Source organism: Gammaproteobacteria bacterium, assembly GCA_035279405.1.
Lineage (GTDB): Bacteria > Pseudomonadota > Gammaproteobacteria > Natronospirales > REEB76 > REEB76.
Map to the genome: position 1 here is coordinate 129,609 of DATEHU010000033.1, position 23,389 is coordinate 152,997.

The following is a 23,389-nucleotide window of genomic DNA, read 5'->3' on the forward strand; positions in this document are numbered from 1 at the left end:
ACGCGGTCCGTTACCAAACCCGCGGCAGCGTGTGCCAGATGACGTAAGCGACCATCGCAAACAGGAACACGCCAAAAATCCGTCTGAGTAGCGCCTGCGGCAGGCGCTTCGCGAACTGATGTCCGGCGAGACTTCCGGCCGCGCCGACGAGCACGAACACGCCGATGATCCGCCAGTCCACGTGCAGGCCTTGCGCCGACAGCGAGAGCAGATGGCGCACGAAGCCCGTGAATGCCGCCAGCATGATGACCACCAGACTGGTGGCGACCGCCTGGCGCATATCGAGCCCCCCGAGAAGCACCAGCGCAGGCACGATCAGAAACCCGCCGCCCACGCCCACGATACCGGCCAGTACGCCGACGCCGAATCCAATGAGCACGATCTTCCAGAGCACGTGGCGGCGGGGTTCCGCGGCTTCGGTGACACGCCGTCGCAGCATCATAACCGCCGCGGTCAGCATTACCGCGGCGAATATCAGCAGTTGCACCTCGCCGGAAAGGAATTCCGCAATCCAGGCTCCGGCCCAGGCCCCGGCCATGTCCGGAATTCCAAACCACAGCACCCAGCGCCACTGCACCAGCCGCTGCCGGGCATACGGCAGCGCACCCACGAGGCTGATGCCGCCCACGATGCCGAGCGAGGCGCCGATGGCGAGCTTGTCCGGCATGTGCACCAGATACAGCAGCACCGGCACCGTCAGGATGGAACCGCCGGAGCCCAAAAGCCCCAGGACCAGGCCAATCAGTACCGCACCGAGCAAGGCAAGCAGCATGCGGAAATCTTTCCGGTTTGAGGCGCGCCAGTATATAGAATGAGTGAGTAAAACAGGCCGGGAGCATGTCGTGTCCGCCGAGATCACCGCTTTCTTCCACAAGCCCTCCTCCACGTTCAGCTACGTGGTGAGCGACCTCGCCACGCGGCACGCCGCGGTAATTGATCCGGTGCTGGACTATGACGCCGCCGCCGGCCGCACGGCTGTGGAATCGGCGCAGACGCTCGTGGATTTCCTGCGCCGCAGCGGCTGCACGCTCGACTGGATTCTGGAAACCCACGCGCATGCGGACCATCTGAGCGCCGCGCAATTCGTCAAGGGCGAACTCGGTGGACGCATCTGCATCGGCGAAGGCATTCGCCAAGTGCAGCAAACTTTCAAAGCGTTCTACAACTTGGGGGGTGAATGCAAACCCGATGGCCGTCAATTCGATCATCTGTTCAAGGACGGCGAGATATTTCAAATCGGCACACTGGAAGCGCGCGTCATGGCCACGCCGGGGCACACCGGTGACAGCGTGACCTACGTGATTGACGGCGCCGTTTTCGTGGGCGACACGCTGTTCATGCCGGACTCCGGCACGGCGCGTTGTGACTTCCCGGGATGCGATGCCGGCACGCTCTACGATTCCATCCGCAAAATCCTGTCACTGCCGCCCGAGACACGCCTGTTCATGTGTCACGACTACGCACCCGGCGGACGCGAATACAAGCATGAAACAACGGTAGCCGAACAGAAGCGCGCCAACATCCACGTCCATGACGGCGTGTCGCGCGCAGCCTTCATCAAACTGCGAACTGAACGCGACAAAACCCTGAGCGTTCCGGCGTTGTTGCTGCCTGCCATCCAGGTCAACATCCGCGCGGGCCGCTTGCCCGAGCCCGAAGGCAATGGTGTTAGCTATCTCAGGATTCCTCTCAATATCAACTTATCCAATCAGAAATCATGACCACTCGAAAACTCAAAAAGGTTCCTCTCGGAAAATCTCGCGCTGTTACGGATTCCCGTGTGAAGTCGCTGCTAGGCAAGTATAGAGGCAAGAGGTTGCTCAGGGCTCTGGCGATGGAGAAGAAACGGGAACGGGAGATTTGACGACAGCCGATAATCGCTATGCGGATTCAGCGTTTCGATCGCAAAAATACGGAGTCCCGATGAAAATCGAGATATTTTCGCTGACCGCTGGTGAATTGTCCTACCTTCGTAAGGTTCTCTGTGGGCACCCCCATCTTTTGCAGTGAAGGTTTATGCGCTACCGGAGAAACCAGCAGTGTGCCGTCGTTATCGAAAGAGATGAAGCCGCGGTCAAAGAGATGGTCAATAGACGGCGTAAGAAGGAGGCCGTTTTCTCCATCCAGTCGCTCCTCATTGGAGCTGTCACGCCAAGGTTTGCAATGGCTGGCTATCAAGTGCTCGGGCCGCTCAACTTTTGTTACGCGGCAGGAGTGTTCAATTAAAGCAACGCGTTGTTTGAACATACCCTGACCGCGGCGTGCAAGTATCAGCGCAGATTTCTCTGTTTCCGGAATTTTCTTGTCTGATTCAATTACGGCCTTTATATGGTCTTCCCAGTTTTGCACATCATCGAAATTTTTCGGGGCGTACTGAGTGTCAGCTTTTGTTGCCCGCTCCCAGAATTGTCGGGCTTCAAAGCCGATGAGAGCGAGTAACTCCTGAGCCAGAAGCGGCTCAATCCAGGTGAGGTAAATAGCTTGATTTCCGCGCCCGGATGATTGCAAGGGAGAATAGCGCTCGGGCAGATAGGGGCGCAAGCGCTCGATATTGTCTATTGGCTTTATTTGGTGTTCGAGCACTCTGAAATCCACGTTCACACACCAACCGATCCGGTTCCAATTTGGGCCAGCGTTGCCGAATTCCGGAGGTTTGGGGGCTTCTCGTGCATAACTGGTGGCAAGCCCTAGTGCTTTGATCAATGTATCTTCAAACGAGAATATGAGGTCGCTTGGCGCCACTTCCCGCATTGATTCGTAAAATGGATTGATTGAACCATCGGATTTACGTTTAGGTGACCAGAGATAACCGCCTCGAACTTCTTGTTCGAAAGTCTGATTCTGATTCACCCACCAGAATTTCATTGTGAAGGGCACATGCGATGGCATCGTCTTTTATGGCCACCGCAATTGTAGGTCATCCCGGTAACCGATGACGCATAAAAAAGCGCCGCCTGTTCATGCAGCGCTTGGATTCCCTGTAGGAGCGGCATTCTTGCCGCGATCTTGCAGAATCGCGGCCGAGACGGCCGCTCCCACAAAAGATAGCTATTTCACCAGCAGCGGGATAATGAGCAGCGCGACGATGTTGATGATCTTGATGAGCGGGTTGATGGCCGGGCCGGCGGTGTCCTTGTAGGGGTCGCCCACGGTGTCGCCGGTCACGGCCGCCTTGTGGGCCTCGGAGCCCTTGCCGCCCAAGTTGCCATCCTCGATGTATTTCTTGGCGTTGTCCCAGGCACCGCCGCCCGTGGTCATGGAAATCGCCACGAACAGGCCGGTGACGATGGTGCCGACCAGTACGCCGCCGAGCATCTGCGCACCGAAGGCCACGCCGATGATGATCGGCACCACGATCGGCAGCAGCGAGGGGATGATCATTTCCTTGATGGCCGCTTTGGTGAGCATATCTACGGCGCGCGAGTAATCGGGCTTGGCCTTGCCGGTCATGATGCCCGGGATTTCCTTGAACTGGCGGCGCACCTCGTTGACGATGCCGCCCGCAGCACGACCCACGGCTTCCATGGCCATGGCGCCGAACAGGTAGGGAATCAATCCGCCGATGAACAGGCCGATGATGACCTTGTAGTCGGACAGGTCGAAGCTGAAAGTCTTGCCGAGCGCCGCAAGGTTGTGAGTGTAGTCGGCGAACAGCACCACCGCGGCGAGCGCCGCCGAGCCGATGGCGTAGCCCTTGGTCACGGCCTTGGTGGTGTTGCCGACCGCGTCCAGCGGATCGGTGACCGCACGCACCTCTTTCGGCAGGTCCGCCATTTCCGCGATGCCGCCGGCGTTGTCGGTGATCGGACCGTAGGCGTCGAGCGCCACAACCACACCGGTCATGGACAGCATGGTGGCGGCGGCGATGGCGATGCCGTACAGCCCCGCACACAGATACGCCACGCCGATGCTGATGCAGATGGCGATCACCGGCAGTGCCGTGGCCTTCATGGATATGCCGAGCCCCGCGATGATGTTGGTGGCGTGTCCGGTGGTCGAAGCCTGGGCGATGTGCTTCACCGGCTTGAACTGGGTGCCGGTGTAGTACTCGGTGATGGCGACCAGCACCACGGTCAGCACAGGGCCGACCACGGCCGCTTCAAACACGCCCAGATAGCCGATACTCGGCATGCCGGACATCAGCCAGCGGCTCACGAAGAAAAAGCCGATGATCGAGAGAATCGCGGCCACGATCACGCCGGCATACAGCGCGTTCATGATCTTGCCGCCTTCCTTGCCGCGCACCGCGAAGATGCCGATGACCGAAGCGAGGATGGACACGCCGCCAAGCGCCAGCGGGTAGACGATGGCATTGCTGCCGAGTTCCTTGATCATCAGGCCACCGAGCAACATCGAAGCCACCATGGTGACGCAGTAAGTCTCGAACAGGTCCGCGGCCATGCCGGCGCAGTCGCCCACGTTGTCGCCGACGTTGTCGGCGATCACCGCCGGGTTACGCGGGTCGTCCTCGGGGATGCCGGCCTCGACCTTGCCGACAAGATCCGCACCCACGTCCGCGCCCTTGGTGAAGATGCCGCCGCCCAGGCGCGCGAAGATCGAGATCAGCGACGCGCCGAAGGCCAGGCCGATGAGTGCGTGCAGCGCGGTTTCCTCGCTCAAGAACTGGCGCAGGATCATGTAATAGACCGTGATGCCGAGGAGCGCCAGGCCCGCGACCAGCATGCCGGTGATGGCGCCGCTGCGAAACGCAAGCTTGAGCGCGGCCTTCACGCCATGGCGCGCGGCTTCGGCTGTGCGCACGTTGGCGCGCACCGAGATGTTCATGCCGATGTAGCCGGCCGCGCCGGAGAAGATGCTGCCGATGGCGAAGCCGATGGCCGCGGGCCAGCTCTTCAGCACGAAACCAATGAGCAGGAACAACACGATGCCGGCCATGGCAATGGTGCGGTACTGGCGGTTGAGATACGCCTTGGCGCCCACCTGGATGGCGGCGGCGATTTCGCGCATGCGCTCGTTGCCGGCGGGGCGTTTCAGCACCCAGCCCACTGAAATCACTCCATACAGGATCGCGACGATCCCGCAGGCCAGGGCGAACCACAAATCGGCTGTGATGGTCATCGAGTTATCTCCGGTCAGAGGGTGAAGCTCGTGGTCAATTTTCCGGGCACCGCAACGTTGCGCAGCGTAACGTACTGCGGCAGCCCGTTTTTGTAAGGTGGATAGTCCTCGCCGCGGATCAGGGGCGCAAGATAGCGCCGGCACTTCGGCGTGATGCCGAAGCCGTCCTTGGTGATGAAATCCCGCGGCATGAATTTTTCACGGTTGGCCACGTCGGTGAGTTTCGCCATGCCGACGACCCATTTGTAGGGCTTATCGGATTTGCGCACGATGGTGGGCATCACCGCGTTGTGGCCCTTGAGGGCGAATTCCACCGCCGCCTTGCCGACCGCGTAGGCCTGATCCACGTCGGTCTTGCTCGCGATGTGGCGCGCGGAACGTTGCAGATAATCGGCCACCGCCCAGTGGTATTTGTAATCCAGGTTTTCCTTGACCAGGTTGGCGACGAACGGCGCCACGCCGCCCAGTTGCGCGTGGCCGAAGGCGTCCCGGGTGCCGGCTTCGGCAAGGAATTTTCCGTCCCGGTTGCGCACGCCTTCCGATACCACGATCACGCAGTAGTCATCGCGTTTCACGCTGTCGCTGACCTTGTTCAGAAACGCCGCCTGGTCGAACGGAATCTCGGGAAACAGGATGACCTGCGGCGCATCCCCGGCCTTTTCCTGCGCCAGGCCGCCGGCCGCGGCGATCCAGCCCGCGTGCCGGCCCATGACTTCCATGACAAACACCTTGGTGGAGGTCTTGGCCATCGAGGCGACATCCAGTGCGGCCTCCTTGATGGACACCGCCACGTACTTCGCCACCGAACCGAAGCCGGGGCAGCAATCCGTGATCGGCAGGTCGTTGTCCACGGTTTTGGGTATGTGGATTGCCTGCACGGAGTAACCGAGTTTTTCCGAGAGCTGGGAGACCTTGAGACAGGTATCGGCCGAGTCGCCGCCGCCGTTGTAGAAGAAGTAACCGATGCGATGGGCGCGGAAAACGTCGATCAGGCGCTCGTACTGTGCGCGATTTTCCTCGTGGCCCTTGAGCTTGTAGCGGCAGGAGCCGAACGCGCCGCCCGGTGTGTGGCGCAGTGCCCTGATGGCAGCGGCCGATTCACGGCCGGTGTCAATCAAATCTTCCATAAGCGCGCCGATGATGCCGTTGCGGCCGGCATAGACTTTACCGATGCGGTTTTTGTGCCGGCGCGCGGTCTCGATGACACCGCAGGCACTGGCGTTGATGACGGCGGTCACGCCGCCCGACTGGGCATAAAAGGCGTTCTGGGTGAAAGCCATGAAAAGGAAACTCTTGTATTTGTGGGCGGAGCGGCCGACCTCCCCCGGGCCGGCGGGCATTGTAGCGGGGCGGGCACGAATTGCAAAAAAATCGCCCACTGGCGCGGGCGCGTTGACGTTCCGGGAATCAGCGGGTACTTTACGCCTGCCGTGAAGCCCTGCCCGCGCCCCGCGCGCCTCAGGCTCCACCGGCTGTCCCGCCCAACATCAACACGAGACACCACATGAGAATTGTGCTGCTGGGGGCTCCCGGCTCCGGTAAAGGGACGCAGGCGGACAAGCTCTCCGCGAAATACCGTATTCCCCACGTTTCCACGGGAGACCTGCTGCGCGAGGCGCTGGCGGCCGGATCGCCGCTCGGGCTGCAGGCCAAGGCCGCTATGGACGCCGGCCAACTGGTGTCCGACGAAATCGTGCTCGGCATCATCCGCGAGCGCTTGCGTGCCGCGGACGCCCGCAACGGCGCCATCCTCGACGGCTTCCCGCGCAACCTGTCCCAGGCGCAGGTGCTGGATGAGATGCTGCGCGCGCTCGGCCAGCCGCTGGACTGCGCGGTGCTGCTGGACGTGGATTTCGACGTGCTGCTGCAGCGTCTCGCCGGCCGGCGTACCTGCGAAAACTGCGGCGCCACTTACAACATTTATACCAATCCGCCGCGCCTCGACGACCAGTGCGACCGCTGCGGTGCGCCCCTGCACCACCGTCCGGACGACAACGAGGTCACCATCAGCAACCGCCTGCGGGTGTACGAGCTGCAGACCAAACCGCTGTTCGCCTTTTATCGCAACCAGGGCAAGCTGGAAACCGTCAACGGCACCGGCGAAGTGGACGAGATTTTCGGCCGTTTGGTGGCCGTGCTCGATCCGGTCGCCAAGGGCTTGCGCAAACCCAAGCTGCCGCTCCCCGTGAACCCCTTGCGCAAAGGCAAATCCGTCAAAGCGCCGGTCAAACCCTTACCGAAAAAACCGGTGGTCAAGCCGGTCAAATCAAAATCAAAGCCCGCGCACCAGCCCGCGAGCGTCAAACCCAAACCATCGAAAAGCGTCAAGCGTCCCGCCAGGAAGAGCCGTACGCGCAAATAAATGTGGGAGCGGCGAGCGGACCCATGGGTCCGCGCCGCGATTCCTGCCGTTCACGCTGAGCGTAGCTCGCATGAGCGAGCGGAGTCGAAGCGTCCTCACCCTTCGACTTCGGCCTCGCGGCCTACGCTCAGGGGGAACGGAGTTTTTGGACGCATGCAGCCTGAAGCCGCTCCTGCAAAATTCAGGTTTTCTTTTCCTGTGATTGAATTTGCAGGGTGCCATCTTTGACGCCGAGCGCGGTCTTGCCTTCAAGCAAATCCAGCAACGTCCGGCCTGCGGTGTCCAGCCGCCAGCCCTGCAACACCGGCACATCGCGCGCGCCGCGCACCAACTGCTCGAGTTCTCCGCGGCTCGCGAGCTGCGCCGAACTCACGCCAGCCGCGGTACCTTGCAGACGCAGCACCGACATGAGCGCATCCACGAGCGCGTCCTGAGCATTGCTCAAGCGTTCGGGCAAAGGCGCCGGTTTGCCCGCGCTTTGCGCTGCGCCGATCAACGCCAGCCATTCTTCCGCGTGCCTGGTGAGCGCGCTTTCCGCCAGACCGCGCACTGCACGCAGCTCATCAATGCCGGCAGGCAATTGCTTCGCAATGTCCATCAACGCCTCGTCCTTGAGCACCCACTGGCGCGGCAGATCGCTCTGCATCGCGGTACGCTCGCGCCATGCGGCCAGCGCCTTGGCGGCAGCCAACTGACGCGGCTTAAGCCGTTGCTGGCCGCGCAACTTCTGCCAGGCGTTGTCCGGATCCGGGCGATAGGTAGCGGGATCGGTGAGGCGCGCGGTCTCCGTCCCCAGCCAGCTAATGCGCTGCTGGCTTTCGAGCTTGTGTTTCAGGCGCGGATAAATCTCGCGCAGGTAGCGCACATCATCGGCGGCGTATTGGCGCACCAGCGGCGCCAGCGGCCGACGTGTCCAGTCGGCACGCGTGTGGCTCTTGTCCAGATTCACTCCGAGTACGCCCTGCACCACCGTCGCGTAACCGGCCTGGTCGGGAAACCCCGCGAAGCTCGCCGCCAGTTGGGTGTCGAACAGCGGCGCCGGCACCTGGCCGTTCAGATTGAAGAAGATTTCCAGGTCCTGACGCGCCGAATGCAGTACCTTGAGAATGCGCGCGTCGTCGAGCACCGCCAGCAGCGGCTCGAGCGACGCCAGCGCCAACACGTCCACGCACGCGACCAGTTGCGGCGTAGCCACCTGTACCAGGCACAGCTTGGGATAATAAGTGCGTTCCCGCATGAATTCCGTATCCAGCGCCAGCCACTCGCTGCGGCCGAGGTCGGCGCACAGCGCCTGCAACGCCTCGGCGGTTTCGATCCACAGATAATCGTCGCTCATGGAATTTTCGGGCTGAAGTCCGGTGGGCCGGCACGGTATGATGCGTGGCGGTCGTTGCACGGGAGGACGGGTGAAAGCAATTGTACGCACCTGCTGGCAGATTTGCCTGTTGCGTCAGGGTCCGCAGGTGTTCCCGCGTTCCTGGATCTTGTTCGTCATCCTGCTGCTGGTTTACATGGCCGCGGACGTGGCGCTGTTCGTAGCGCAGGGATTGCGCGGCCGGGTACTGTTGCCGGAACTGCTGCTGGACACGGCATTGTTGCTGGCGTTCTTTGCGCTGGTGCTGACGATCTGGCAGAAACTCGAGCGTTTCAACCAGACGCTCAGCGCGCTGCTCGGCACGAGTACCATCATCATGCTCGTGGCCGTGCCGCTTACCTTGCTGGCCACGCTGCTGCCCGCGTCCACCGGCACGCAGGCAGTGGGCGTGTTGCTGTGGGTGATTGTGGCCTGGAACGTGCTGGTCACGGGCCACATCCTGCGGCATGCGCTCAATACCTGGCTCACGCTCGGTATTTTCATCGCCGGCACCTACGTGGTGCTTAATTTGGTAATGTTCTCCGTGTTGTTCCCCATGCGGATCTGAGCATGCGCATCCACATACTCGGCATTTGCGGCACTTTCATGGGCGGGATTGCGGCGCTGGCGCGCGCCGCCGGCCACCAGGTGAGCGGCTCGGACGACAACGTATATCCACCCATGAGCACGCAGCTTGAATCGCTGGGAATTCCCCTGCTTGCGGGCTATGCCGTGGAGCATCTCAAGCCCGCACCGGATCTGGTGCTGGTAGGCAACGCGCTGTCGCGCGGCAACCCGGAACTGGAAACGGTGCTGGTACGCGGCCTGCCCTACACCTCCGGCCCGCAATGGCTGGCGGAAAACGTGCTGCGCGGCCAGCACGTGCTGGCAGTGGCCGGCACGCACGGCAAGACCACCACCAGCAGCATGCTGGTGTGGATTCTGGAACAGGCCGGCCTGAAACCGGGTTACCTCATCGGCGGCCTGCCGCGCGATTTCAAGTCGTCGGCCCGTGCCGGCAGCGGCCAGTACTTCGTGGTGGAAGCCGACGAGTACGACACCGCGTTTTTCGACAAGCGTGCCAAGTTCATGCATTACCGCCCGCGCACCGCGGTGCTCAACAATCTTGAATATGACCACGCGGACATCTATCCGGACCTCGCCAGTATCCAGACGCAATTCCAGTACCTGCTGCGTACCGTGCCGCGCAACGGATTGCTCGTGGCCAACGCCGCGGATGTCGCGCTGCAAAACGTGTTTGCCCAGGGTTGCTGGACGCCGCGCGAGACTTTCTCGCTCACCGAAGGGGACTGGACCGCGCGTCACGTGGCCGCGGACGGCAGCGCCTTCACCGTGACGTGGCGCGGCAAGCCCGCCGCCATGGTGGAATGGCGGCTGCTCGGCAAGCACAACGTCCTGAATGCGCTGGCGGCGATAGCCGCGGCCCATCACGTGGGCGTGATCCCGAGTCAGGCGGCCGAAGCCCTGATCCGTTTCCAGGGCGTGAAACGCCGGCTCGAGGTGCGCGCACGCGTGGACGGCGTCACGGTGTACGACGACTTCGCCCACCACCCCACCGCCATCGCCGCCACACTCAACGGCCTGCGCCAGCACGTCGGCAAACAGCGCATCATCGCCTTGCTCGAGCCGCGCTCCGCGAGCATGAAGCTCGGTGTGCATCGCGACAGCCTGGCCGCCGCGCTCGCCGATGCCGACCGCGTGTTCGTGTATCAGGCACCGAACGTCACCTGGGACGTGGCCGGCGCCCTGCAGCCGCTGGGCGCTCGGGCCAGTGTCAGCGGGGAGTTTTCGCAGTTGGTGGATGCCGTGGCCACCGAGGTGCGCAGCGGTGATCACGTGCTCATCATGTCGAACGGCGGCTTCGGCGGCATCCATGAAAAACTGATCGAGCGTTTGCAGCAAAAGGCCGCGGCGGCCACCTGGCCCCTGTAGCCGGCATGCCGGAAACCCTGGCGCTGTTTCCGCTGAATACCGTGCTGTTCCCGGGCGGACCGCTGCCGCTGCGCATCTTCGAAACCCGCTACCTCGACATGCTGAGTCGCTGCCTCAAAAGCAACGCGGGGTTCGGCGTGTGTCTCATCGAACAGGGCAGCGAAACCGGTCCGGCACGCACCTACACCGTGGGCACGCTGGCGCGCATCCGCGACTGGAGCAACGATGCGGACGGGCTGCTGCACATACTCGCGACCGGCGAGCGTCGCTTTCGCACGCTGCGCATGCGCGCGCAGCACGATGGCCTGCATCTGGGCGAAGTGGAATGGCTGCCGGATGAATCGCCGCTGCCGTTGCCGGAATCCGCCCAGCCACTGGCCGAGATGTTGCGCACCCTGCTGGCGCAACTGCCGGAACGCTACGCGCTGATCACGCCCGCCTACGATGACAGCAGCTGGGTCGGTTACCGGCTCGCGGAATTGCTGCCACTGCCGATGAAACAGCGGCAACACCTGCTGGAAATCTCCGACGCGCAACTGCGGCTCGACGTCATCGCGGCGTTGGTACAATCGCTGGCGGAACAGAAAGCCCCGTGACGTCAGCCGCGTCGGGCGGCGGCAAACGCCTTGCGCGCCGCGGCCACAGTAGCTTCGATGTCCGCCTCGCTGTGAGCGGTGGACACAAAACCGGCTTCGAACGCCGACGGTGCGAGATACACGCCTTGCGCGAGCATGGCGTGGAAGAAGCGCTTGAATCCGGACGCATCACAAGCCATGACCTGCGCGTAATTCGTGATCCGCGGCGCATTGCTGAAAAACAATCCGAACATCCCGCAAACGTGATTGACGCTGAGCGCGATGCCGGCGCTATGGGCCGCGTCGCGCAAGCCCTCGGAAAGTTGCCGGGTACGCAGCTCCAGCTGCGCATGGAACTCCGGCGCGTCCAATAGTTCCAGGGTGGCGAGGCCCGCGGCCATCGCGAGCGGATTGCCGGACAGCGTGCCGGCCTGGTACACCAGACCCAGCGGCGCGATTTTTTCCATGATGTCGCGCCGACCACCGAATGCGCCCACGGGCATGCCGCCGCCGATGATCTTGCCGAGCGTAGTCAGGTCAGGCCGCACACCGTAGAGCAACTGCGCGCCTCCGCGCGCCACGCGAAATCCCGTCATGACTTCATCGAAGATCAGCACACTGCCGTGGTCGCTGCAAAGCTCGCGCAGTGTCTCGAGGAATCCAGGCACCGGCGGCACGCAGCTCATGTTGCCGGCCACCGGTTCGACGATCACGCAGGCGATTTCGCGGCCGCATTGCTTGAATGCAGCACGTACCGCTTCGCTGTCGTTGTACGGCAGGGTGAGCGTGAGCGCGGCGAGCGCCGCGGGCACACCGGCGGAACTCGGCACGCCGAGCGTGAGCGCACCGGAACCCGTCTTGACCAGCAAGGAATCGGAATGGCCGTGATACCCGCCCTCGAATTTCACGATTTTGTCACGGCCGGTAAATCCGCGTGCCAGGCGAATGGCGCTCATCGTGGCCTCGGTGCCGGAGTTCACCAGGCGCACGAGTTCAATGGACGGCATGAGCTCGCAGATACGTTTGGCGAGCCGAGTTTCGAGTTCCGTGGGCGCCCCGAAGCTCAAGCCGTCGGCGGCGACGGTCTGCACAGCGCGCACTACTTTCGGGTGCGCGTGGCCGGCGATCATCGGCCCCCAGGAGCCGACGTAGTCAATATAGCGGTGGCCATCCGTGTCATATATATAGGCGCCTTCGGCACGCGCGATGAACAGCGGTTCGCCGCCCACGCCCTTGAAGGCGCGCACCGGCGAATTAACCCCGCCGGGAATGTAGCGCTGTGCTTGGGCGAATAAATCGTTGGTCACTGCGAAACCAGGCGTTTGATGTGGTCATGCGTGGGAGCGAGGGTCTCCGTCGCGAATCCAGAAATATCGCGGCTAAAGCCGCTCCCACAATATATTAAGTGGGGCTCATCGAAACAACCTTGCATACCGCTGAGCGGCGGCCTCCGCCGCGATTCCAGTTTTATCGCGGTCGGGACGACCGCTCCCACAAATCAAGCCCCTCCACAATAGACAGCCCATGCTCATTGAAACAGTCGGGCGTATTTCCGTGCGGTGGCTTCAATATCGGCTTGCGCGAACAGGCCGCGGATGACAGCCAGCATGTCGGCGCCGGCCGCGACCAGCGCAGCGCCGTTTTCCGGCGTGATACCGCCGATGGCGCAGCACGGCACATTTAGGCGTTGGCGCGCTATGCTCAAAAGTTCAAGTGGTGCGCGTACCGCCTGGGGTTTACTGGGCGAAGCAAAGAAACTCCCGAAGGCCACATAGTCCGCACCGGCCTGCTCGGCGGCAAGCGCACGCTCGAGCGAATCGTAGCAGGACACACCGAGAATCGCGCGCGGGCCCGTGCGCACGCGTGCCTCGTCGAGCGGCGCATCCTCGCGCCCCAAATGCACACCGTCCGCCCCGATTTCGACCGCGAGATCCACGTCGTCGTTGATGAGGAGCGGCACCTCGTGCTCGCGGCACACCGCCAGCAGCGCCTGCGCTTCACGCAGACGGCGCGCGGCGTCGCCGCACTTGTCGCGGTACTGCACGAGGTGCGCACCGCCTCGGATCGCCGCCGCTACGGCTTCGGCAAGCGGCGTTGCGGGTGCGGCACCGGAATCCGTGACGGCATACAGACCGTGCAGCATGCGGCTACGAATGTTCATGGCGCGACCCGGCGGTTGGGAATTGTCTGGCCGCGGCCCAAACGCCAGCCTTGTTGCAGCGCATTCCACGTGTACGCCTGCGCTTCGGCAACGGCTTGCGGAACAGCGTGACCTTGCGCGAGCAGCGCGGCGATTGCTGAAGCGAGCGTGCAGCCCGAGCCGTGATAGTTTCCGGGCAGCCGCGGCCAGGTAAATTCGCGGTGGCTTCCGCCCTGGCTGAAGAGCGTGTTCCTGACATCCGGTGTGGCTTCATCCGCACCCTTCACCAGCACGTGTTGCGCGCCGCGCGCCAGCAGCTCCGCCACGCGCGCGGGCGCATTCGCGGCCCGCGGCGCAAGCCGCCGGCTTTCCGCGGCATTGGGCGTGGCGACGGTCGCGAGCCGCAACAGCTCCTCGAGATACACCGTGACGAGCGCATCCTCGGCCAGCGCGGCGCCACCGGCCGCGACCAGCACCGGATCGAGCACTACGGGAATTCCGGGATGTGCGCGCAGCAGCTGCCCCACGGCTTTGCCGGTCTCGGCGGTCGCCAGCAAACCGAGTTTGATGGCCGTGACGGGCATGTCCTGCAACACGGTTTCCGCTTGCACCACAACGAGTTGCGCCGCTACTGCCTCGACGTGATAGGCATTCACTGTGTCCTGCACGGTGAGTGCCGCGACCACCGGCGCGGGATGCGCACCCAACGCGGTGATGGCCTGCGTGTCCGCGGCCAGGCCGGCGCCGCCGCTGGGGTCGTTGCCGGCGATGACTAATACCACGGGAGGTGACGCGCTGGACATGCGTGAATTTTAACCGCTGTGCGTGCAGATGCCGATGTGTCCGTGCGAAAATGACTGCACAGCTGCCGCATTGAGCTGATACTCTGAACGCATGACTCCCGTTGCATCCATCCAGGCCCGCGTCACACTGAAGTCCTACATGTGTGTGAATTGCGGCTTTGTATACGAGGAAGCCAAGGGCCATCCGGAAAGCGGCGTCGCACCGGGCACGCGCTGGGAAGACGTGCCGCTCAACTGGCATTGCCCGGATTGCGGGGCCGGCAAAGAAGATTTCGAAATGATTGAAATTTGACCTTGACGCTACACCGCCTTTGCCAAACCCACTCCTTTCGGGTTTCCTGAACGGATCAATAATCCCCCTGGCCCCGCCTGACGTGCGAAACCGTGCAAAGGCCGTCTCGCCTGGCAGCCGGGCACTTGCAGCACGTTGCCGTAAAAGTACAATGCCTGACCTTGCGCCTTAAGGGGGGGCCAATGACATTCATGCTTCGCTTCATGACGGCAGGCTGCCACAGCGCGTGCGCGCTGTTGGCACTTTTAGTGCTCTGCGCGGCCAACCTTGTGTCCCAGACCGGTTTTGCGGCGACAGCGCCAACCGCCGCCGGTGCGTGCGGCCCGGTGGCCAGTATGCACGGTATGGTCATTGGTCCACCCGACGTGGACATGTGGGATGCGCCGCTGGACGCGTCCGGGCAGCATGAGCTGATTCTTGCCGTGCACCGCGACGGTCACCGCTTCTGCTACCGCTACCATTGGCGCGGTGCCGTATACACGATCGCGCCGGCAATTCACGTGCGCCGCGGCGAGCGGTTCGCAATCCGCATCGTCAACGACATCGCCAGTCAGAGTTCCGGTGAGAGTGTTCCTTCGACTGAGATTATTCCTTGCAAACCGATGTCAATGCCACCGGCGCCGGTGCAGCACTGGGTCGGCTATCTGAATCACACTATAGATGACCGCTACTTTTCACCGCCTGCGATAGACACAAATATTCACCTGCACGGTTTCGAGGGACCGGCCTCAGAGGAGAACATTTTCCTCTCCACGCTGAGCACGCGGCTGCACGCCTGCGAGTACGACATCACCATCCCGCGCACCCAGCCGCCCGGAACTTATCTCTATCACCCGCACGCGCACGGCTCGTCGGATCCCGAAGTCGCCGGTGGTCTCGATGGCGCTTGGATCGTGGAGCCGGATGTGCAACAAATTCCGCGTGCTGCCGAACACGTGCTGGTGCTGCGTTATCGCCTGCCGGTCAAGTTCGATCCAAGTTCCTTGCCCACTGGTGTTTCACTCGACAAGGTTGATGCAGCGCAGGGAGCGGCGGCCGCGAAGTATGAGGCGGCTCTGCGGGCGGCGCCCCCGGTGGCCTACAATCCGTTCAGTCCTCCGCCTTGGCCGGACACGTTTCCGATGAGCGCCGGCGGCGTGACGCTCGATGCCACCGGCTGCAATGGCTACGGCCGGGAGGTTGCGCTTACTGTCAACGGCGCGGACATGCCGGCATCGCTGGCCGTGCCGGCTGGCCAGACGCAGTTGCTGCGGCTCGTTAACGGCACCGCGGATTCTCCCAAGCTGCTGGTATTGCGGGATGCCGCGGGCAAAGTACAGGAGATGCGCGTCGTGGGACTCGATGGCGTGCCGGTGTCCGGCGACATGCAGCACCCGCTCCGTGGCTACCTCGCTATGCGGGAGATCATGCTTTCACCCATGTCGCGCGCGGACGTCCTGCTGACAGCACCGGCGGGGGCAAGCTATATGCTCTCCAGCGAGCACTACTGTGAGGGCAAAGACGCAGATTTCATGCGACATCACGAGCTGCTGCGGATCAGCGCAGTTGCTGCTACCGGCAAGGGTGACAAGATCAACTCCGTGCGCATCAATCCATCTGAGACGCCGGCGGCGCGGCTCGTCGCGTGGGCGCGCGCGCATCCCACACTCATCCACCGCCGTGCGATCACGTTCACAGAATATTACCTTCCCAAGCGCGGCAAGGTTCCGGCGCATAACGCTTACTACATTACCGACACCACCAAGGCGGACTTCCACGAGCACTCATTCTGGCCGATCTATCGCGGTGGGACGAGCGTGCCATCGAATCCCGATATCGTGGTGAAACAGGGCACGGTCGAGGAATGGTATTTGGTTAACGCGACCATGGAGGCGCACGCATTCCACATTCACCAAATGGCGTACGTCCAGGAACATAGCTACATGGGCATACCGGTCACCGTGGACACGAGCTTTGTACCGGTAGGGCGGCTATTGCCGAATCCCCGTGATCCGAATTATCCGCTCATCCAGCCGAGCATCACCAAGATAATCCTCGACTTCCGTAACGTTCCGCGCGGCACCTTCGTTTTCCACTGCCACATGCTGTTTCATGAGGATCACGGCATGATGGGCGTTATCCGCGTGGAGTAACACGCGGCAGGATTTGAACATGCAGAAGGCAATATTCCGCGGCTTGCTGCTTCTGGCTCTGGCCTTCCCGCTGATCGCGGCAGCAGCGCCGGTTTCAAGTCACTATCTTTTCGTGTGGGCGATGGAAGCGAAGCATCCCCTTGCCTCGGTGCCGGAGATGACACCCGCCGACATTCCTGCGCGGCGCAGTGGATTGGGACTGGGCAAGGACTTCCTCGCCGTGTTCGACATCGATCGAGGGCCGTCGTTCGGGAAACTCGTGGCGATGCTGCCCGTCGGCGAGGCGGTGATGGCGCATCACACAAACTATGCGGAACCTCCGGACGATGTGCTGTATGCCAACGACTGGCTCGGGAACCGCACGTACGTCTTAGATTTGCACGATCCCCTGCAACCGCGGCTCTTGCGGAAATTCGGCAGCGTCGGCGCTTTCAGCTATCCACACTCTTTTGTTTATCTTTCCAACGGCGATACGTTGGCAAGCTTCCAGTATTCCGGAGGGTTCAACCACGCTGCGGGTGGACTGGTGGAGTTCAACCCACAGGGCCGGGTGGTGAGATCCACGTCGGCGGCCGTGCCGGGCCACCCTAATATTCGCCCGTATAGCCTGGCGATCATTCCGAAGCTCGACCGCGTTGTCACCGGCAGCGCGGACATGATGGGCGCGCAAGTCAGCCATGTGGCCCAAGTCTGGCGGCTTTCCGACCTGAAGCTGATCAAGACCATGCCGCTGCCACCGCAACCGGATTGGTTTTACGACACGGCTGCGGATTCGTCCGAGCCGCGCCTGCTGGCCGACGGCAAAACGGTCGTGGTGCCGACGTTCAACTGCGATCTCTTCCTGGTCCGGAATCTGGCGAGCGACAATCCGACGCTGCAACACATCTACGACTTCGGCTACCGCGGGTGCGAGGTGCCGGTGGTCGCAGGCCATTTTCTGGTGGAAACCATGCAAAGCGGGCATGCGATAGTGAGTCTCGATGTACACGATCCGGAACATCCGCGCGAAGTCAGCCGCATCCTGCTGCCGCCGGATGAATACCCACACTGGTTGGCGCTCGAGCCGGGCGGAGACCGCCTGGTCATCACGGGTTACGGCGCGCTCAACACCCGGGTCCGCCTTGCCACGATCGATCGCCGTACCGGGAAACTGACACTCGAACCGGCGACGATCAATTTCACGCGCGCGTGGCCCGATGGCTGGCACGGGAGCGCCATTCCGCACGGCGCCGTTTTCAGCAACCCCTGAGCCGGGCCGGCCGGAAGCTATTTCCGCACTACGTCGTAGCGGGGCAAACCCCGCGCATCGTAAAGATTGGCTCTGATCAACAAGAGCTTGGCGAGCGGTCTCACGCTCGCTTTACAACTGTTCCACCCGGTAACCGGCCCTCCGGAATCGTGCCAGCAGCCCGTCCGGTCCGATGAGGTGCATGGCACCCACCACCACGAAATACACACGGCCGCTGCGTGCCAGGCGTTCGAGCCGCGGGAACCACGCGCGGTTGCGATCCACGATCAGCCGCCTGTAGGCCAGCGGATATTTTTCAAAGTCATGTTGCATGATGCGCTGCATGCCGGCGGCATCACCGTTTTGCCATGCGCGGATCAATGCGTGCACCTCGAGCTGGAAATGCTGGGCCTGCTGCATGGATTGCAGCAACATGGCCTGCTGCACCCTGGCGGGCAGACGCGCAAGCATGTCCAACTGCTGGTGGACAGTCTCCAGGCCGATCACGCGTTTGTCGGACATCTGGGCTTCATTTGCGAAATGATGATCGAGGCCGTAGCTGGGATTGAAAGCCGCCTGCTGCAACTGCATTTCCAGCACCGTGATGCTGCCCAGCCACGGGCGCAAACGATCCAGCTGCTGCATGTCCAGCCCGAGATTCTGCGCAAGAGTTGCGACCTGTTGATAGGTGGCGGGCGGCAGTTCGGTGCGCAGGGATTCCCCGGGAGGATAGGTACCCAATTGCAGCGCTTGCTGCTGCACGCTGACCGGATCCTCCACGGTGAGATTGATTTCCTCCACGAGCGCATGGGAATTCCGGAACGCGGACTCCATGACATCGGGCAGCGGATAACTGTCCGGGTTGAGCGTGTGGATGGAGCCGGCCAAATACATGGACGTCCGCCCCCGGCTGACACGCCAGATGAAACTTCGCGCCGGGGCATCCGCGGCGGCGCCCAGCGCAGTGTCAGCCTGGGCGCTGTTGGCCTTCGACCCGGCACTCAACAGCAGAGTGCACAAGGCGGCACACAGCCACAGGCCGCGCCGCAAGTTCCAGTTCATGTTCCGACACTCCCGCAAGCTGTGCGTTTCCCGGACAGGAAACGCAGGTTAACGCCTTCAGAGCCAGTGTACTTCGGTTTCGATGCGGCCGTCTTTGTGCAGGCTCAGCCAACGCATGCCGGGTGGCTTGTCGTCAACGGCGTAGTCCCGCGAGTTGGGCAAAAACTGCACGCAGGTGGAAGGCGCCGCCAGCAGGCGCACGCCGCGGCGCACGGCGTCGAATTCCTGGTGCACGTGGCCCCAGATTATGCCGCGCACGCTTTCGCTGCGGTCCAGGATATTGAAAAATTCATCGGGGTTGTCCAGAGCAATGCGGTCGAGCCAGGCGCTGTGCAGCGGCACCGGGTGATGGTGCAACGCGATGAGCACGTGAGCGTCGCCCGCCGTGCGCAGCTCGTCCTGCAGAAATGCCAGCTCCGCCTGGTTCAGGTGCCCGCCGACCTTTCCGGATACCTGCGTGTTCAGCAGCAGGATGCGCCAGCTGCCCAGGCGCTGCATGCCGCCCACGTGCAGGCCGGAAGTCTGCATGGCGCGCAGTTCCCCGGCGTCATCGTGATTGCCCGCGATGGCCGCCACCGGCGCGCGCAACTGCCGCAGCATTTGCGCGAGCGCCGGGTAAGCTACGGGCTGGTCATGCACCAGATCGCCGGTAGCTACCACCAGATCCGGTGGCGGCCGACGCACCGCGGCCTCCAGCACGCGCTGCAGAGTCTCGCGGGTATTGATGCCGTGCAGCATGCCGCCAGGGTCCGCGAACAGATGCGTGTCGGTGACCTGCAGCACGCGCAGCGGAGTAGAATCAGGACTCACTGGAAATTCCGGCGGTGCGGGCGATGTCCAATCGTACCATCTCCATGACGGACAGCCTGTATGAGTATCTGTTGCAGGTATCGCTGCGTGAACCGCCGATATTGCAGCGCCTGCGCGCGGAAACCGCCAAGCTTCCCCAACACGGCATGCAGATTTCGCCCGAGCAGGGTCAGTTCATGCGCCTGCTGGTGCGCATGCTGGGCGCCAGCCGTTGCATCGAGGTCGGCGTGTTCACCGGCTACAGCAGCCTGTCGGTGGCGCTGGCGCTGCCGGACGACGGCCACATCCTCGCCTGCGATGTGAGCGCAGAGTTCACCGCGGTGGCACGTCGTTACTGGCAGGAAGCCGGCGTGGAAAAACGCATCACCCTGCATCTCGCGCCCGCGCTGGAGACCCTGGACGGGCTGCTCAAGCGCGGCGAACAGGGGCGCTACGATTTCGCCTTCATTGATGCCGACAAGGGCAATTACCTGAACTATTACGAGCGCATCATCCGCCTGCTGCGGCCGGGTGGCGTGATCGCGGTGGACAATGTGCTGTGGGACGGGGCGGTGATCAACAAAAAGGACAAGAGCAAGGACACGGTGGCGATCCGCGAGTTCAACGCTACGCTGCTCAAGGACCAGCGTATTGAGCTGTCCATGGTGCCGATTGGCGACGGCCTGACCCTGGCGCGCAAGCGTTCCTGATTCCGAACGCTGGGTACAACATGAAGATATTGGTAATTGGTGCCTCCGGCTTTATCGGCTACGCAGTGGCCTCGGCGCTGGCACGTGCCGCGCACGAAGTTTATGGTGTGGTGCGCCGGCCGGGGGCCGTGCCCTTGCTGCGTAAGGCGGAAATCCGGCCCATCATGGGGAAATTGCAGGAGCCAGCCTCGTTTATGGAAGCTGTCGCAGTTTGCTCGGTACTCATCTATGCGGCGGCGGATTACCAGGCCGACACACTCACCGTGGACCGGGCGGCGGTGGAGGCGTTGCTGCAGGCAGCGCCGCGCGGCCCGCAGCCCAAGACCCTGATCTACACCAGCGGCGCATGGGTGCATGGTGACACCGGCGGTGAAATGGTGGACGAAACCACACCACTCACGCCGGCACGCATGGTGCAGAGCCGCCCCGCAATCGAACAGCGGGTTCTGGAACATCCCCGGGTGCGCGGCTTGATAATCCGGCCGGGCGACGTGTATGGCGGTCGTGGTGGGCTTACCGGTATGTGGTTCGAGGCGGCCGAGAAGGGCGAATTGCGTGTCATCGGCGACGGCAACAATCGCTGGCCCATGGTGCACGTCGAAGATCTTGCCGACGCCTATGTGCGACTTGCGGAAAGCGGTTTGCGCGGCGAAGTCTTCGAAGTCACCGACCGTTCACGCGCCACGGTAAATGAAATGACGGAAGCTGTGGTGCGCGCCACGGGTGGCACAGCGAAGATCACGCATGTGCCGCCCGCCGAGGCAGAAAAACAGATGGGTGCATTCGCCGAATGTCTGGCGCTCAACCAGCATGTGGATGCGCGCAAAGCGGTGCGCGTACTTGGCTGGCAACCGAAGCACGGCGGTTTCGTGGATGGTGCGGAAACCTACTACCAGGCCTGGAAAGCCTGGCAGTGAGCACATCACGCGCGGCGAATGTATTTTCCCCGCAGCGGTTCCAGGCCACAGCAGGCGATCACGCTGACTGCGAGCGCGACGCCCACGATCCAGCCCCAGCCGTTCGCGCCGATGGGCAGAACGTGCAGGCCGTACAGCAGCGATGCGAGCGCGGCCGGCAGATACACCGGACCGGTGTAGAAACAGTGGCGACGGCCACAACGGCGCGCGTTGGCGAGACACGCGGCGCCCGCCACGCTGAAACCCGCGGTCCACAATACCGTGTGCGCGACGTCACCGGTGAAAGCGCCGATGATGATCAGCAACCACGGTCCCCACCATAGCAGCGGCGTCCAGCGCGAATTCAGCAGATCGGTTTTCTGATCGGCGGCGCACTCGGTCATGAGGTCATCCGGTCCGGGCGGAGCTTTTCAGTGCCGGAGTTGGCAGCGCAGCGTTCTGATTCACGTAATCCAGCCAGCCGTATTTATCGGCGGTCTTGCCCTCAAACAGGCCAAAGAACAACTGCTGCATGCGCCGCGTAACAGGACCGGGCTCGCCCTTGCCCACCGGCTTGCCGTCCACCGAGCGGATCGGCGTGATCTCGGCGGCGGTGCCGCACATGAACACTTCATCGGCAAGATACAGGTATTCGCGCGGCAGTTCGCGTTCCACGACCCGGATGCCGGCATCCCCGGCCAGCTTCATGAGCGTATTGCGCGTGATGCCGTCCAGGATGGCGGCACTCACCGGAGTGGTGTGCAGCGCGCCCTCGAACACCAGGAACAGGTTTTCGCCTGCGCCCTCGCTTATCAGGCCGCTGCTGGAGAGCGCGATGCCCTCGCCGAAGCCGAGGCGTCGCGCTTCGCGCGCCATCAACTGGCCGGAGAGGTAGTTGCCGCCGGCTTTGGCGCCGGCGGGGATGGTATTCGGCGCGAAGCGTTGCCAGGTCGAAACACAGGCATCAATGCCCTTGTCCACCACGCCGTTGCCAAGATAACTGCCGAGTTCCCACGCACCTACCGCCAAATCGGTGGGCGATTCCGCGCTCAGGCTCAGGCTTTGGCCGAGGCCGCGGAAAGCAATGGGACGGATGTAGGCGCGCTTCAGGCCGTTGATGCGCACCACTTCGCGGCAGGCATCCGCAATGGTGGCGGCATCGTAGGGCATGGGAATGTCATAAATCTTTGCGGAGTTGAAAAACCGCTTCATGTGGTCCGCGAGCCGGAAGATCGCCACGCCTTTGGGGGTGGGATAGCTGCGGATGCCCTCGAATATGGAGGACCCGTAATGCAGCGCGTGCGCCATCACGTGCGTGGTGGCCTCGGCCCAGGGTTTGATTTTGCCGTTATGCCAGATGTGCGCAGGGAATTGAATTGCCACGGTTATGACCTTGGTGTGTGCGGGATGGGCCGGTGATGCCGGGCCGGGAACACCGGCATGCATATTTTAGCCGTTTGCATGGCTATACTTCAGGTCTTGGGGGCACATAGTTGCGGTCATCGTTGCGGTTCGCTACTTTGTGGCCCACCGGTGACCGGAATTCCGGATCGCACCCGGGGAAGGCCGCATGGAACCGCCTATTTTGCAGAGGGAATCGATGAACAGACCGGAAGACCGCCGGAAATATCCGCGTCTGCGCCGCGAGGAGCGTGCGGTGATTCGCCGCATGGAGACCCAGTCGGACGACCCGGCCGGCGACGTTTTGTATTGCAAGACCGTGGACATCTCGCCCGCGGGCATGCAAGCGCGCGCCAAACAGCAATTGCAGCCCGGTGAACTGGTGGATGTGGTGATCAGCATCGAGGGTTACCGCGATTCCTTCCACATGCACGGCCAGACGCGCTGGTGCCGCCCCGCGGAAGACGCGGAGGAATTTTTGCTCGGCGTCGAATTGCTGGCATCCGAAGACGGCGATTTGGCCTTGTGGCGGCGCATTTTCAATTAGAGCCCATCTCAAAATCTTCTAACCGTTCGTGTTGAGCGTAGCGGAGCGAAGCTCCGCGAAGTCGAA

General features: G+C 62.7%; 23 protein-coding genes. 11 read left to right on the top strand and 12 right to left on the bottom strand.

Annotated features, from left to right (window positions below; translation table 11 throughout):
* Positions 1 to 10: 10 nt before the first annotated feature.
* Complete coding sequence (locus VJR90_07185) at positions 11 to 772, bottom strand: sulfite exporter TauE/SafE family protein (protein HKV97250.1); 762 nt, start codon at positions 770 to 772, stop codon at positions 11 to 13.
* Positions 773 to 842: 70 nt separating this feature from the next.
* Between VJR90_07185 and VJR90_07190 the strand changes: the two genes are divergently transcribed.
* Entirely contained in the window at positions 843 to 1,721 is an 879-nt protein-coding gene (locus VJR90_07190; protein HKV97251.1) for an MBL fold metallo-hydrolase, read from the top strand.
* 169 nt (positions 1,722 to 1,890) lie between these two features.
* Here the strand turns inward: VJR90_07190 and VJR90_07195 are convergent, their stop codons facing one another.
* The 3 genes from VJR90_07195 to VJR90_07205 all read right to left on the bottom strand — a co-directional run bounded on the left by VJR90_07195 (position 1,891) and on the right by VJR90_07205 (position 6,359).
* Positions 1,891 to 2,865: an HNH endonuclease signature motif containing protein gene (locus VJR90_07195; protein HKV97252.1), complete on the bottom strand. Its 975-nt coding sequence runs from the start codon at positions 2,863 to 2,865 to the stop codon at positions 1,891 to 1,893.
* Positions 2,866 to 3,048: 183 nt separating this feature from the next.
* The gene (locus VJR90_07200; GenBank protein ID HKV97253.1) at positions 3,049 to 5,079 is read right to left on the bottom strand and encodes a sodium-translocating pyrophosphatase; all 2,031 of its coding nucleotides are present in this window, start codon (positions 5,077 to 5,079) and stop codon (positions 3,049 to 3,051) included.
* 14 nt (positions 5,080 to 5,093) lie between these two features.
* On the bottom strand, positions 5,094 to 6,359 hold the full coding sequence (locus tag VJR90_07205) for a 6-phosphofructokinase (GenBank protein ID HKV97254.1): 1,266 nt from the start codon (positions 6,357 to 6,359) through the stop codon (positions 5,094 to 5,096).
* 224 nt (positions 6,360 to 6,583) lie between these two features.
* Here VJR90_07205 and VJR90_07210 point away from each other — a divergent pair, with 224 nt between their 5' ends.
* The gene (locus VJR90_07210) at positions 6,584 to 7,441 is read left to right on the top strand and encodes an adenylate kinase (protein ID HKV97255.1); all 858 of its coding nucleotides are present in this window, start codon (positions 6,584 to 6,586) and stop codon (positions 7,439 to 7,441) included.
* Positions 7,442 to 7,622: 181 nt separating this feature from the next.
* Here the strand turns inward: VJR90_07210 and rnd are convergent, their stop codons facing one another.
* Complete coding sequence (gene rnd, locus VJR90_07215; protein HKV97256.1) at positions 7,623 to 8,777, bottom strand: ribonuclease D; 1,155 nt, start codon at positions 8,775 to 8,777, stop codon at positions 7,623 to 7,625.
* A 70-nt stretch (positions 8,778 to 8,847) separates the two neighbouring features.
* Here rnd and VJR90_07220 point away from each other — a divergent pair, with 70 nt between their 5' ends.
* The 3 genes from VJR90_07220 to VJR90_07230 are packed head-to-tail and all read left to right on the top strand — an operon-like array spanning position 8,848 to position 11,344.
* Positions 8,848 to 9,363 carry a hypothetical protein gene (locus VJR90_07220; GenBank protein ID HKV97257.1) on the top strand — a complete coding sequence of 172 codons (516 nt, stop codon included), beginning with the start codon at positions 8,848 to 8,850 and terminating at the stop codon, positions 9,361 to 9,363.
* Between the two features lie 2 nt (positions 9,364 to 9,365).
* Complete coding sequence (mpl, locus tag VJR90_07225; GenBank protein ID HKV97258.1) at positions 9,366 to 10,748, top strand: UDP-N-acetylmuramate:L-alanyl-gamma-D-glutamyl-meso-diaminopimelate ligase; 1,383 nt, start codon at positions 9,366 to 9,368, stop codon at positions 10,746 to 10,748.
* Positions 10,749 to 10,753: 5 nt separating this feature from the next.
* The gene (locus VJR90_07230) at positions 10,754 to 11,344 is read left to right on the top strand and encodes an LON peptidase substrate-binding domain-containing protein (protein HKV97259.1); all 591 of its coding nucleotides are present in this window, start codon (positions 10,754 to 10,756) and stop codon (positions 11,342 to 11,344) included.
* A gap of 2 nt (positions 11,345 to 11,346) precedes the next feature.
* Here the strand turns inward: VJR90_07230 and hemL are convergent, their stop codons facing one another.
* The 3 genes from hemL to VJR90_07245 form a co-directional block, all read right to left on the bottom strand.
* On the bottom strand, positions 11,347 to 12,630 hold the full coding sequence (hemL, locus tag VJR90_07235; GenBank protein HKV97260.1) for a glutamate-1-semialdehyde 2,1-aminomutase: 1,284 nt from the start codon (positions 12,628 to 12,630) through the stop codon (positions 11,347 to 11,349).
* 221 nt (positions 12,631 to 12,851) lie between these two features.
* Entirely contained in the window at positions 12,852 to 13,484 is a 633-nt protein-coding gene (gene thiE / locus VJR90_07240; GenBank protein HKV97261.1) for a thiamine phosphate synthase, read from the bottom strand.
* Positions 13,481 to 14,266: a hydroxymethylpyrimidine/phosphomethylpyrimidine kinase gene (locus tag VJR90_07245; GenBank protein ID HKV97262.1), complete on the bottom strand. Its 786-nt coding sequence runs from the start codon at positions 14,264 to 14,266 to the stop codon at positions 13,481 to 13,483. Before VJR90_07245 ends, thiE begins: the two co-directional genes overlap by 4 nt.
* A 91-nt stretch (positions 14,267 to 14,357) precedes the next feature.
* On the opposite strand from VJR90_07245, the gene VJR90_07250 reads away from it, so the two are divergent.
* The 3 genes from VJR90_07250 (at position 14,358) to VJR90_07260 (ending at position 17,939) form a co-directional block, all read left to right on the top strand.
* Positions 14,358 to 14,558, top strand: a complete 201-nt coding sequence (locus VJR90_07250) for a rubredoxin (protein ID HKV97263.1) — start codon at positions 14,358 to 14,360, stop codon at positions 14,556 to 14,558.
* 125 nt (positions 14,559 to 14,683) lie between these two features.
* Positions 14,684 to 16,690 (top strand): multicopper oxidase family protein, encoded by a 2,007-nt coding sequence (locus VJR90_07255; GenBank protein ID HKV97264.1) that lies wholly within the window; start codon positions 14,684 to 14,686, stop codon positions 16,688 to 16,690.
* Between the two features lie 19 nt (positions 16,691 to 16,709).
* Entirely contained in the window at positions 16,710 to 17,939 is a 1,230-nt protein-coding gene (locus tag VJR90_07260) for a hypothetical protein (protein HKV97265.1), read from the top strand.
* Between the two features lie 111 nt (positions 17,940 to 18,050).
* Here VJR90_07260 and VJR90_07265 read toward each other — a convergent pair whose 3' ends face one another.
* A complete protein-coding gene (locus VJR90_07265; GenBank protein HKV97266.1) occupies positions 18,051 to 18,980 on the bottom strand; it encodes a TraB/GumN family protein in 930 nt (309 codons plus the stop codon).
* A gap of 57 nt (positions 18,981 to 19,037) precedes the next feature.
* Positions 19,038 to 19,790 (bottom strand): 3',5'-cyclic-AMP phosphodiesterase, encoded by a 753-nt coding sequence (gene cpdA, locus VJR90_07270; protein HKV97267.1) that lies wholly within the window; start codon positions 19,788 to 19,790, stop codon positions 19,038 to 19,040.
* 23 nt (positions 19,791 to 19,813) lie between these two features.
* Here cpdA and VJR90_07275 point away from each other — a divergent pair, with 23 nt between their 5' ends.
* Together VJR90_07275 and VJR90_07280 are read left to right on the top strand one after the other, a co-directional pair.
* On the top strand, positions 19,814 to 20,479 hold the full coding sequence (locus VJR90_07275; GenBank protein HKV97268.1) for a class I SAM-dependent methyltransferase: 666 nt from the start codon (positions 19,814 to 19,816) through the stop codon (positions 20,477 to 20,479).
* Between the two features lie 20 nt (positions 20,480 to 20,499).
* A complete protein-coding gene (locus VJR90_07280) occupies positions 20,500 to 21,396 on the top strand; it encodes an NAD-dependent epimerase/dehydratase family protein (protein ID HKV97269.1) in 897 nt (298 codons plus the stop codon).
* 5 nt (positions 21,397 to 21,401) lie between these two features.
* On the opposite strand, the gene VJR90_07285 is transcribed toward VJR90_07280, so the two are convergent.
* Both VJR90_07285 and VJR90_07290 read right to left on the bottom strand, forming a co-directional pair.
* Positions 21,402 to 21,779 (bottom strand): hypothetical protein, encoded by a 378-nt coding sequence (locus tag VJR90_07285; GenBank protein HKV97270.1) that lies wholly within the window; start codon positions 21,777 to 21,779, stop codon positions 21,402 to 21,404.
* A gap of 4 nt (positions 21,780 to 21,783) precedes the next feature.
* Positions 21,784 to 22,758 (bottom strand): branched-chain amino acid transaminase, encoded by a 975-nt coding sequence (locus tag VJR90_07290; GenBank protein ID HKV97271.1) that lies wholly within the window; start codon positions 22,756 to 22,758, stop codon positions 21,784 to 21,786.
* 217 nt (positions 22,759 to 22,975) lie between these two features.
* Between VJR90_07290 and VJR90_07295 the strand changes: the two genes are divergently transcribed.
* Positions 22,976 to 23,323, top strand: coding sequence for a PilZ domain-containing protein (locus VJR90_07295; GenBank protein HKV97272.1), 348 nt, complete (start codon positions 22,976 to 22,978; stop codon positions 23,321 to 23,323).
* Positions 23,324 to 23,389: the final 66 nt, after the last annotated feature.